Raw genomic sequence first — 11,430 nt, forward strand, 5'->3', positions numbered from 1 at the left:
AGTTGACGCTGTGACGCAGGAAGCGAGCGACAACGGGGCGATCTGCCTCGACCTGCTGCGCGAGATTGATCGCGACCGTTATCTCGCCTGCCTTCTGTCACCTGCGGACAAGCGTCCGGCGATCGCTGCCCTTTATGCCTTCAGCGCCGAGCTCGCCCGCATCCGCGATCTCGTGCGCGAACCGCTGCCGGGCGAAATTCGCCTGCAATACTGGCGCGATTTGCTCGACGGCAAGGGCCACGGCTCGACCGAAGCAAACCCCGTCGCCGCCGGCCTGCTTGCCGCCATCGAACGTTACCGCCTGCCGCTTGCGCCCCTTCAGGCCATGGTCGAGGCCCGGCTGTTCGATCTCTACGACGACCCGATCGAGACGCGCGGAATGCTGGAAGGCTATGCCGGCGAGACCGCGTCGGCGCTGATCCAACTGACCGGCCTCGTGCTCGATCCGGCGGACGCCGCGCGCCACGCCGAGACCGCAGGTCATGCGGGGATCGCCCAGACGACTGCCGGGCTCATCCTTCTGATGCCGCTCCATCGCCGCCGCGGCCAGCTTTACCTGCCGCTCCAGCTGCTCTCCGCCGTCGGTCTTGACCGCGAGGCCTTTCTCGCTGGCGAGGACCGGCAAAGGATCGGCGCGGCCATTGAGGCCTTCGCGGGCCTCGGGCGCGAACATCTGGAAAAGGCAAGGCGGGCAGGGCGCCCGTCGCCGTCTCTCGCGCCCGCTTTCCTGACGGCGACCCTTGCAGCACCCGTGCTCGATCGCGCGGCGCGCGCCGGAGCCGATGGTCTGGATCGCGATCTGCGGCCGTCGCAGCTCCGCCGCCAGTGGCGCATGCTGCGGTTCCTGATGCTGCGCCGCCTCTGACTGAGGGCCGGAGGCCGGTCACACTTCGCGCAAGCCTCGGCTGTTATCTCTCACGGGAAGTTGATGGCCGTTTGCCGTGGAGACAGGTTTTGAGCTATTTCGTCTGGGCCGTAATCCTCGTCATTGTTCTCCTGCTCGCCTGGTTTTCGACGCGCATGTCGAAACAGGAGGAGGATGACGACCTGCACGACACGGGTCTTGCGATTCTCGAATTCGGCCGCGCTTTTCCGAACGAGGCGATCCGCGCGCTGCACGCGACTGCCAACGGTCAGGCCGTCTTCGTACGCCTGCACGACAACAAGGCCGGCTTCATGCGCCATATGCGCAACCATTACGCCTGCCACCTGATCGAGCCCGGGACGGTGCGCGTCAGGCCGCTCGCGAAGGATACCGACTTTGCGGTCGAATTCCTCGACGCGCCGTTCCACAACGGCGAGTTCACCTTCGCCACGCCGCAGCAGGCGGCCGAAGTCTCTCTTTGGCTTCTGGGAAATTACGTCGCGCCGTCGGACATCGAGGTGGCGGAGACGCAGGGCAAGGCGACGAGCTGAGCCGTCGCCCTCAGAGGTCTTCCGACAGCCAGCCCTTGCAGTCGGTGAGCGCGCGCTCGGCCATCAGCTGCTTCTTCATGATCGACTTGTCCTTGCCGCGGAAGCGCTTGACGCCATCAGGCTTGACGATCGATCCGGGTTCGAGTTCCGGAAACAGCCCGAAATTCACGTTCATCGGCTGGAATGACCGCTTACCCGGCTCCTCGTCGCTGACGAGGTGACCGCCGGTAATGTGGTTGAGCAGCGAGCCGAGCGCCGTCGTCGCCGGCGGCAGGCGCACCATCTCGCCCTTGCGGTCGGCGGCCGCGAACCGGCCGGCCAATAGCCCGATCGATGCGCTCTCGACATAGCCTTCGCAGCCTGTGATCTGCCCGGCAAAGCGCAGGCCGGTCCGGCTCTTCAACTGCAGCGACGGGTCGAGCAGGACAGGCGAGTTGATGTAGGTGTTGCGATGCAGGCCGCCGAGCCGTGCGAACTCGGCGTTCTGCAGTCCGGGAATCATCCGGAAGATGTCGGCCTGCGCGCCGTATTTGAGCTTCGTCTGGAAGCCGACCATGTTGTAAAGCGTGCCGAGCGCATTGTCCTGGCGAAGCTGCACCACCGCATAGGGCTTCACAGCCGGGTTATGCGCATTGGTGAGGCCCATTGGCTTCATCGGCCCGTGCCGCAGCGTCTCGCGGCCGCGCTCCGCCATGATCTCGATCGGGAGGCAGCCGTCGAAATAGGGCGTACCCTCCCATTCCTTGAAGCCGACGGTATCGGCCGCGATCAGCGCGTCGATGAAGGCATTGTACTGCGCCTCGTCCATCGGGCAGTTGATGTAGTCCTTGCCGGTGCCGCCGGGTCCCACCTTGTCGTAGCGCGACTGGTACCAGCAGATGTCCATGTCGATGCTGTCGCGATGCACGATCGGCGCGATGGCGTCGAAGAAGGCCAGCGCGTCCTCGCCGGTTTCCGCACGGATCGCGTCGGCGAGCGCCGGAGAGGTGAGCGGACCCGTGGCGATGATCGCCAGATCCCAATCCTTTGGCGGCAGGCCGGTCACTTCCTCGCGGGTGACGGTGACAAGCGGATGGCCGTGGATCGCGGCGGTCACCGCGTCCGAAAAGCCATCGCGATCGACTGCAAGCGCTCCGCCGGCCGGTACCTGGTGCTTGTCGGCGCAGGCCATGATCAGCGAACCGGCAAGCCGCATTTCCGCATGGATCACGCCGACGGCATTCGCCGTCGCGTCGTCGGAGCGGAAGGAATTGGAGCAGACCAGTTCGGCAAGCCCGTCGGTCTTGTGGGCATCGGTGCCGCGCACGCCGCGCATTTCATGCAGGATGACCGGAACGCCGGCCTCGGCGATCTGCCAGGCGGCCTCGGAGCCGGCGAGACCGCCGCCGATGACGTGGATGGGGGCAGGGGAAGTGTCTTTTGTCATGGCGGCTGATTATCACGGCGGTTCGGCCACGCCAATCGTCGATTGATGGTCACGGCCCGTTTGGCTGGACGCCGAATCAAAAACGGCACCTTCCGGTGCCGTTTCGAATACCCTCGCTGGCGCGATCCGATTAACGGAAGGAGCGGGAAGCGATGTTGCGGATGTCGTAGCGGGTGATGCCGATATCCGACAGGGCCTGGTTCGACAGGTTGCCCAGCTCGGACATGGTACGACGGTAGCTGATCCAGTTCTTTGCGATGCGAATCGGGTTCATGGTGTGTTTCCTCGGATTGAATTCTTTTGCGCCGGTGCTGCGGGTTATTCCGCATCAGCGATTGAGTGTTTTATACACGCGTTTAATAACGTTGTGCAGTGCAATTTATGTGCTCCTGCTATGCATTTGTGCAGGGTGGTGAACAAAGAGTAGGCGGAGATGAAAAAATGAGCCTGCCGTTGGGCTCTCATCATCCGGCCCCGATGGCGTTTTCTCTGTTACCCGCTTCGCCGTTTCGGAGCGGATTTTTTCCTGTTCATTCAGATATTTCATGGCCACATTCGCGGGATGCGATGGATCGTCACGCAGAGCGGCGCTAGCTTCGCGCAGTGGGTGTTCCATTGCGATATCGAGGTTTTCCATGCCGCTTCTGCATGCCGGCGCCATTCACCCGATCACATTGCCCGATGGCACCGTCTATCGTGATACGGTTTATCTCCGGAATGTCATCGACCACCCGCGCATCGAGGTCGGGGACTACAGCTACTACACCCACTCGGGAGCGCCGGAGGATACCGCGCACATCTTGGCCCCGTATCTGGGGCCGGGCTGTCGAGAGCGCCTGACGATCGGCAAGTTCGTGCAGATTGCGCGGGGAAGCTGTTTCATCACCAGTTCCGCCAACCACCCGATGACGGGCTTCACCACCTATCCCTTCCGGATCTTCAAGCCGGAGACTTTTGGTTACAAGGACTTGCCGGTAAGGGATACGATCGTGTGTCACGATGTCTGGATCGGTCACGACGCCACCATCATGCCCGGCGTGCGCATTGGTGCGGGCGCGATTGTCGGGGCGGCTTCGGTCGTCACGCGCGATGTTCCCGCCTACGCCGTGGTCGGGGGAAATCCGGCAACCGTCATCCGCATGCGCTACCCGGACGAGACCATCGTCGAGCTTCTCCGGATCGCGTGGTGGGACTGGTCCATCGAGCGGATCGAGGAAAACCTCGCCGCGCTGACCAGTGGCGATCTGTCCGCGCTTCATGCTGTTTGACGAGCCCGCGACGCCTTGTCTTCTGCACGATGAAAAAAAGCCTCCCGCGAGGGAGGCTTTTGAGGCACCCGACTGGAGGGTCGGTTATGTCTGCTGTATCAGCCTGCGATGGCTTCGCGAGCGACGCGGTGGATGTCGCTGCGGCCAATGCCGAGGTCGCTGAGTTCGCGGTCGGACATGCGGCCGAGTTCGGATACGGTCTGACGGTACTTGCGCCAGTTGTTGAGCGAGCGTGCGATTTTCATGATGAGCCTCTTTCCGGTTTGTCTGCCGCCGAAACCTCTTTGCGTTCCGGCCTTAATTCCATGACGCTAAGATATGCTGCGCCGCGAAAAACTTGTAGAGCCAAGTTCAGAGACCACCTATGCATAGAGCGCATGACATCGTGGTTACCAATGCGTTAAATGCCCATTTATGCATCATCAAGGCCGTGAGGCGGGCATAATGTCGGTCGTCCGCAAGCGTTTGCGGGGTGTGGTGGGAATGCAGCCGGAAAAGGGGAAGCCTGGAAACAATAACGCCCACCGGGGGAGGAGGTCCGGTGGGCGTCATTTGAGGTGGCAGATGACTGGGAGGAGGAGTGTCACCTGCCGTTCGGCCATGCGCTGGGAGGAGGAGGATGCGCGATGACCGAAGCTCGTTGCGGTGAAATCAGGAAGTCCTTCGTTCGCCGCCGTTGAATAAGTAATACTTGAAGCGTCCGGCTTTGTGCAGTGCAATAAATTCATGGAAGGCATGCGGCAGATGCATGGCCGGCACGACCCTCTTTTGGCCGGCATGGGCCATCGCTTGCCGATTGTCTTTTATGTGCCTCGGTATAACCTAGAAAAAAACGGAAGGCCGCTCTCGGGGCGGAAGGGTGGATGCATGTATCGCGGCAGGCTGGCGCGGGATTTCGAGCGCTGGGTGAAGATGGGACTTCTGGAGGCGCCGGTCGCGGAGCGGCTGCTTCAGGAATATGACAGCCGTCGCTCGAGTTTCAGTATCGGTTCGGTGCTGATGGCGCTCGCCGCCATCCTGATGTCGGCCTCCATCCTGCTGTTGGTTGCTGCGGGCTGGGAAGACATACCGCGCCTGATGAAGATCGGCGGCATTCTCGCGCTGATCTGGATCTTCCATCTGTCTGCCGCCTTTGCCGGCTGGCAGCATGCGCCGCGGCTCGCTGGCGCCCTGCTGATTCTTGGCTGCGCCAGCTTCGGCGGCGGCATCGCGCTGGTCGGCCAGCTCTACCATGTCTCCGGCGACGCGGTGGATGCGATGCTCGTCTGGCTGTCCGTCACGCTGCTGTCGGCTGCGCTCTTCCGCTCCGCTGCTCTGACCGGAGCCGCCGGCCTCCTCACCTGGGCCCTGTTTCTCTATTATCTCGACGACCACAATTTCGAGTGGGTCGGCCTCTATCCCTGGACGGTGATCGCCGGCGCGGTTGCGACGCTGGCGCTCGTCTGGTGGACGCAGGCCGGGCGCGTGCGCCATCTCGTCTACACGCTGGCGCTCGCTTTCCTGATCTGGATCTACTTCCTTTATGAATCGCCGACGGTCGCTATTCTCTACCTGGTGCTCGGCACGGCCTTCTTCGCTGTTCTCAGTCAGCGCGTCGTCCCGCTTCCGTCCTTCATCGACCAGTCCGGCGCGGCACCGGCCTTTTACGCACTCGTTCTCGCCGTCATCGGGCTTGGCATATTGCACATGGTGTATGACACAGCCGCCGGTCGAGCGATTCTGGCAGCTGTTACGGTCGGCCTGACGGTGCTGGTCCTGGCACTCGCAGGACGCGACAACGGCGCGGCGCGCTATCTCGCCTACCTCGTCTTCTCGGTCGAGGTTCTCTATCTCTCCTTCGTCACGATCGACAGCATGCTCGGCACCTCGGGCTTCTTCCTGATTTCGGGCGTCGTCGTCGCCATGCTCGCCTTCGTCGTGATCCGTCTTGAAAAACTGCTGGCCGCCCGCGCGGCCTCGAGGGAGGCTCCATGACGACCCTAGCCAGCGACCGACCATCGATCCTGCGCCCGCTTGCGGCTGCGATTCTCGTCGCCGCGCTCATGACCGCTGTGCTCGGCTACCAGATCGAGCGCCGCGCCGGCATCCTCCGCAGTGGCACGGAGGTGCTGCTTGCCACCGAACCCGTCGATCCGCGCGATCTTCTGCGCGGCGATTATGTCGTTCTCTCCTATCCCGTCTCCCTGGTTCCGTTCTCCGAGGCGAAGGGCGCCCGTCCGATGAAGGCTGGCCGAACGGTTCTATGGATCAGGCTGGCGCCGGGCGCCGACGGTCTTTGGACCCGCACCGAGGCCTCGTTCTCCGAACTGCCGCCGCAGGACGGGACCGTCGTGCTGAAGAGCCTGCCGTTCGAGATCCACGGGTGGGAAGGCGAGGGCGACAGCTACCGCGCCGATTTCGGCATCGAGCGCTTCTACGTTCCGGAAGGCGAGGGGCTGGAGATCGAGGCCGCCCGCAACGACAGCCGCGTCACCATGGCGGTCCGCGTCGCCGAAGATGGCCGCGCCCAGGTCCGCACCCTGTTCATCGACGGCAAGCCGGTTTATAGTGACCCTCTCTATTGAGTGACGAACCGCTGGTGGTTCGCCCTGGTCCCGATGGGACCGGGATATAACGCATTTTCTCTTTGCGCCGGGAAAATCGGGTGATATAGAGACGCGCGCTCCGGAGGGGCCATGCGCCTTGGGCGGCATGCGATCTGATGGACGCGGGTATGGTGAAATTGGTAGACACGCCAGATTTAGGTTCTGGTGCCGCAAGGCGTGGGAGTTCAAGTCTCTCTACCCGCACCAGACAGGTTTCGCGGGTCGATGCGCGACCGGACAGGCGGTTTCCGAGCCGTCCAGGTCCCGATTGTTTGACCCACCGAACGCCTGAGGAATGACGAAGACACGCCCGGACACTGTTTTCCGGCGCCGTGCTCATAGCGAAAACCACGGCTGTCCGGGCACGGCCGCCACGACATGAAGGTATGAACATGCAGGTTATCGAAACGCTCGCTGAAGGGCTGAAGCGCGAACTGAAGGTCGTCATCCCGGCCAAGGACATGGAACAGCGGATGAACGAGCGCCTCGCCGAGGTCAAGGACAAGGTCCGCATCAACGGCTTCCGTCCGGGCAAGGTACCGACGTCGCACGTGAAGAAGATGTACGGCAAGTCGATCATGGCCGAACTGGTCAACGAGATCGTCCGCGACCGTCCGTCGGCCATCCTGTCCGAGCGTGGCGAAAAGTCGGCGACCCAGCCGGAAATCGCGATGACCGAGGACGAGGCCGAGGCCAACAAGATCCTCGCCGCCGAAGCCGATTTCGAATTCACCGTTTCCTATGAAGTGATCCCGCCGATCGAACTGAAGCCGGTCGACAAGATCAGGGTAACCCGCGAAGTCGTCGAGATCGACGAAGCCGAAGTCACCGAGCAGATCGAGAAGATCGCCGAGAACGCCCGCACCTTCGAAACCAAGAAGGGCAAGGCCGCGACCGGCGACCGCGTCACCATGGATTACCTCGGCAAGGTCGACGGCGAAGCCTTCGACGGCGGCAAGGACGAGGACGCGGAACTGGTCATCGGTTCCAACCGCTTCATCCCGGGCTTCGAAGACCAGCTCGTCGGCCTGAAGGCTGGCGATGAGAAGGTGATCACCGTGACCTTCCCGGCCGATTACCCGGCCGCCAACCTTGCCGGAAAGGAAGCCACCTTCGATATCACCGTCAAGGACGTGGCAGCTCCGGCCGCTCTCGAGCTCAACGACGAACTCGCCACCAAGCTCGGCATCGAATCGCTCGACAAGCTCAAGGAAATCGTCCGCGGCCAGATCGAAAGCCAGTTCGGCAACGTCACCCGCCAGAAGGTCAAGCGCCAGATCCTCGACCAGCTGGACGAGATGTACAAGTTCGACACGCCCTCCAAGCTGGTTGACGCCGAGTTCGAAAACATCTGGCGCCAGATCAACACCGATCTCGCCCAGTCCGGCAAGACCTTCGAGGACGAGGACACCACCGAGGAAGAAGCCCGCGCCGAATACCGCAAGCTCGCCGAGCGCCGCGTTCGCCTGGGTCTCGTTCTCTCCGAAATCGGCGAAAAGGCCGGTGTTGAGGTAACCGAGGAAGAAATGCAGCGCGCGCTTTACGCCCAGCTGCAGCAGTTCCCGGGCCAGCAGAAGGAAATCCTCGATTTCTTCCGCAACACCCCCGGCGCCGCCGCCTCGCTGCGTGCCCCGATCTTCGAAGAAAAGGTCATCGACAAGCTGCTGACCGAAGTCACCGTCACCGACAAGACCGTCTCCAAGGACGAGCTGCTTGCTGACGACGAAGGCGACGACGCCGCAAAGCCGGCCAAGAAGAAGGCCGCTTCGAAGAAGGCCGCCAAGGCTGACGACGCCGCCGACGCTTCGGACGAGGCTCCGAAGAAGAAGGCCGCTCCGAAGAAGAAGAAGGCCGACGAAGCCGACGCCGAGTAATCCGGCGCTTCGATCGAGTTCAGCGAAAGGCCGTCCCTTGGGGCGGCCTTTCCGCTTTTGGGTCCCGCCCCGATTTTTTCGAAAACGGGTCTTGCACCTCTAGTGACTGGAGGTTTTAGAAGGGCTGCCATCAGTCGAAAGGATGTATGATGAGCACTCTCTCCGAAACCCGCTTCCGCATCGGTGGAATGGATTGCGCCTCCTGCGCCAGCAAGATCGACACGGCGGTCCGCCGCATGCCAGGCGTCGAGGAAGTTTCCGTTTCGGTGACGGCCGGCACGATGACCGTTCGCCACGACGGCGAGGGCGACATTGAGGCGATCGGCATGAAGGTCTCCGGCCTCGGCTATTCCGTCGTCCGCATCGTGCCCCGCCAGCCGGGCGAGCGGGAGGAGCTTCACAATCACGGGCATTCCTGCGGCCATGATCACGATCACGACGGTCACGATCACGCGCGCCATGATCATTCGCCGAGGGCATCGGGCGACGGGATCGCCTCTGTCGAAGGCCTGCATGGCCACGATCACGGCCCGATAGAGGGCCCCTGGTGGAAGGGGCGCAAGGGGCGGCTGACGATTCTGGCTGGTCTGGCGCTGGTCACCGCCTACGGGGTGGGCCTGGCGTTCCCGCAAATCGAAACCGCCGCTTTCACGCTCGCCATGCTGGTCGGCCTCCTGCCGATCGCTCGCCGCGCCCTGATGGCGGCGCTGGCCGGCACGCCGTTTTCCATCGAGACGCTGATGACCATTGCCGCTGTTGGCGCGCTGTTCATCGACGCGACTGAGGAGGCGGCCATGGTCGTCTTCCTCTTCCTCGTCGGCGAATTGCTGGAAGGTGTCGCGGCGGGCAGGGCACGCGACAGTATCAGGGCGCTCTCCAAGCTCGTGCCGAAGACGGCGCTCCTGGACGAGAGCGGCAAGACCCGCGAGGTGCCGGCCGAGACGCTCGCCGTCGGTTCCGTCATCCTCGTCCGGCCCGGCGACCGCATCTCCGCCGACGGCGTGATCCTCTCCGGCGACAGCGCCATCGACGAGGCGCCGGTGACCGGCGAGAGCGTGCCGGTGCGCAAGGGTGTGGACGACACTGTCTTCGCCGGCACGGTCAATGGCGATGCGGCGCTCAGGGTCCGGGTCACCGCGTCGGCGGAAGACAACACGATTGCCCGCGTCGTCCGCCTCGTCGACGAGGCGCAGGAGAAGAAGGCACCGACGGAACGCTTCATCGACCGTTTTTCGAAGTACTACACGCCGGGCGTTGTCGCCGTCGGCGCGCTGGTCGCGGTTCTGCCGCCGCTCGTCTTCGGGGCGGAGTGGGGCGAATGGGTCTACAAGGGTCTCGCGATCCTTTTGATCGGCTGCCCCTGCGCGCTCGTCATCTCGACGCCTGCAGCGATTGCCGCCTCGCTCTCCGCCGGTGCCCGCCGCGGCCTGCTTTTGAAGGGCGGCGCGGTTCTGGAGGGTTTTGGCAAGCTCACGGCGGTCGCCTTCGACAAGACAGGCACGTTGACCGAGGGCCGTCCGAAGGTCACCGATGTCCTGGCGTTCGAGTCGACCGAAGCCGAAACGTTGAGGCTGGCGGCGTCGCTCGAGGCCGACTCCAGCCATCCGCTGGCGATGGCGATCCTCGCTAAGGCCGCGGCCGACGGCATCGATATCCCGGCGGCGAAGGATGCCCGCGCGATCGGCGGCAAGGGTGTCGAGGGTCTGGTGGATGGTCATGCGCTTTTCCTCGGTTCGCCGACGGCGGCGGGCGAGCGGGCAGTGCTTTCGGACGCAGCGTTGGCCGCGTTCGAGGGGCTGCATGGCGAGGGCAAGACCGTTTCCGTGCTGGTAATCGACGACCGTCCGGCCGGCGCCATTGCCATGCGCGACGAACCGCGCGGCGATGCCGCGAGCGGCCTGCGGGCGCTGGAGGCGACCGGTATCCGCACGGTGATGCTGACCGGCGACAATGCTGTGACGGCCAAGGCCATCGGCGAAAAACTCGGCATCGAGGTCCGCGCCGGGCTGATGCCCGACGACAAGCAGCGCATCGTGGGCGAGCTGAAGCGGGACGGCTTCATCGTCGGCAAGGTCGGCGACGGCATCAATGACGCCCCGGCGCTCGCCGCCGCCGATATCGGCATCGCGATGGGCGGCGGCACCGATGTGGCGCTGGAGACGGCCGATGCCGCGAGCCTGCACGGTCGGGTCGGGGATATCGCCGCGATGATCGCGCTCTCGCGCCGCACCATGCGCAACATCACCGAGAATATCGCCATGGCGCTTGGGCTGAAGGCCGTCTTCCTGGTGACCACGATCGCCGGCATCACCGGCCTCTGGCCCGCCATCCTCGCCGACACCGGCGCGACGGTTCTGGTGACGCTGAACGCGCTGCGGCTGCTGAATGCGAGGTGAGGGGACCGCCGGGGCTGTGCCCCGCCTGATCCTTCGAGGCCCTCGCGTTGGCGAGGGCGCCTCAGGATGAGGGCGTGCCGGGTGGTGCTCCGCAAGCTTGGTCATCGCCCAGTGCCCCTCATCCGGCTGCCGCCACCTTCTCCCCGCAGGCGGGGAGAAGGGACTCGAGGTACCGCCGGCGCTCCATCTTCCTTCTCCCCGCAGGCGGGGAGAAGGTGCCGGCAGGCGGATGAGGGGCATGCGCTGCCTTCTCCAAGTATCGCTGCATCATCCATCTCCTCGATCCATCCCCTCCCAAATCCCGCGCACCGCAAAACCCCGCAGAGGCTCTCCCCCTCCGGTTCGGCATCACCTGTAATTTCCTTCCCCGTCACTCGAAACACAGGGGAAGCGGACGGGGTACCGGGGGCACCTCGTTAGTTTAGTATAGTGGTACCTTCCGGTACCCCGTTCGGCGGTTTTTAT

At 63.8% G+C, this 11,430-nt stretch carries 11 protein-coding genes and 1 tRNA gene; 8 read left to right on the forward strand and 4 right to left on the reverse strand.

Features of this window, described 5'->3' with window-relative positions; all coding sequences use genetic code 11:
• Positions 1-10: 10 nt before the first annotated feature.
• Both J5J09_RS09955 and J5J09_RS09960 read left to right on the forward strand, forming a co-directional pair.
• Complete coding sequence (locus tag J5J09_RS09955; protein WP_208549713.1) at positions 11-865, forward strand: squalene/phytoene synthase family protein; 855 nt, start codon at positions 11-13, stop codon at positions 863-865.
• A gap of 89 nt (positions 866-954) precedes the next feature.
• On the forward strand, positions 955-1,416 hold the full coding sequence (locus J5J09_RS09960) for a hypothetical protein (RefSeq protein WP_208549714.1): 462 nt from the start codon (positions 955-957) through the stop codon (positions 1,414-1,416).
• 10 nt (positions 1,417-1,426) lie between these two features.
• Here J5J09_RS09960 and trmFO read toward each other — a convergent pair whose 3' ends face one another.
• The 3 genes from trmFO to J5J09_RS09975 form a co-directional block, all read right to left on the reverse strand.
• Entirely contained in the window at positions 1,427-2,842 is a 1,416-nt protein-coding gene (trmFO, locus tag J5J09_RS09965; protein ID WP_208549717.1) for a methylenetetrahydrofolate--tRNA-(uracil(54)-C(5))-methyltransferase (FADH(2)-oxidizing) TrmFO, read from the reverse strand.
• A gap of 130 nt (positions 2,843-2,972) precedes the next feature.
• Entirely contained in the window at positions 2,973-3,116 is a 144-nt protein-coding gene (locus J5J09_RS23015; RefSeq protein ID WP_208549721.1) for a DUF1127 domain-containing protein, read from the reverse strand.
• A 105-nt stretch (positions 3,117-3,221) separates the two neighbouring features.
• Positions 3,222-3,479: a hypothetical protein gene (locus tag J5J09_RS09975; RefSeq protein WP_208549725.1), complete on the reverse strand. Its 258-nt coding sequence runs from the start codon at positions 3,477-3,479 to the stop codon at positions 3,222-3,224.
• Here J5J09_RS09975 and J5J09_RS09980 point away from each other — a divergent pair.
• On the forward strand, positions 3,478-4,110 hold the full coding sequence (locus J5J09_RS09980) for a CatB-related O-acetyltransferase (RefSeq protein ID WP_208549728.1): 633 nt from the start codon (positions 3,478-3,480) through the stop codon (positions 4,108-4,110). The two genes, J5J09_RS09975 and J5J09_RS09980, sit on opposite strands and share 2 nt — an antisense overlap.
• A 98-nt stretch (positions 4,111-4,208) precedes the next feature.
• Here the strand turns inward: J5J09_RS09980 and J5J09_RS09985 are convergent, their stop codons facing one another.
• Entirely contained in the window at positions 4,209-4,355 is a 147-nt protein-coding gene (locus J5J09_RS09985; RefSeq protein ID WP_208549729.1) for a DUF1127 domain-containing protein, read from the reverse strand.
• Positions 4,356-4,977: 622 nt separating this feature from the next.
• On the opposite strand from J5J09_RS09985, the gene J5J09_RS09990 reads away from it, so the two are divergent.
• The 5 genes from J5J09_RS09990 (at position 4,978) to J5J09_RS10010 (ending at position 10,965) form a co-directional block, all read left to right on the forward strand.
• Positions 4,978-6,084 (forward strand): DUF2157 domain-containing protein, encoded by a 1,107-nt coding sequence (locus J5J09_RS09990; RefSeq protein ID WP_208549730.1) that lies wholly within the window; start codon positions 4,978-4,980, stop codon positions 6,082-6,084.
• Positions 6,081-6,674, forward strand: a complete 594-nt coding sequence (locus J5J09_RS09995) for a GDYXXLXY domain-containing protein (protein WP_208549733.1) — start codon at positions 6,081-6,083, stop codon at positions 6,672-6,674. Before J5J09_RS09990 ends, J5J09_RS09995 begins: the two co-directional genes overlap by 4 nt.
• Positions 6,675-6,817: 143 nt before the next feature.
• Positions 6,818-6,902: transfer RNA gene (locus tag J5J09_RS10000), tRNA-Leu, on the forward strand.
• A 185-nt stretch (positions 6,903-7,087) separates the two neighbouring features.
• Positions 7,088-8,569 (forward strand): trigger factor, encoded by a 1,482-nt coding sequence (tig, locus tag J5J09_RS10005; RefSeq protein WP_208549735.1) that lies wholly within the window; start codon positions 7,088-7,090, stop codon positions 8,567-8,569.
• Between the two features lie 149 nt (positions 8,570-8,718).
• Entirely contained in the window at positions 8,719-10,965 is a 2,247-nt protein-coding gene (locus J5J09_RS10010) for a heavy metal translocating P-type ATPase (RefSeq protein ID WP_208549740.1), read from the forward strand.
• The last annotated feature ends 465 nt before the right edge of the window (positions 10,966-11,430 follow it).

It is taken from the genome of Ciceribacter sp. L1K22, from assembly GCF_017599385.1.
Classification (GTDB): domain Bacteria; phylum Pseudomonadota; class Alphaproteobacteria; order Rhizobiales; family Rhizobiaceae; genus Allorhizobium.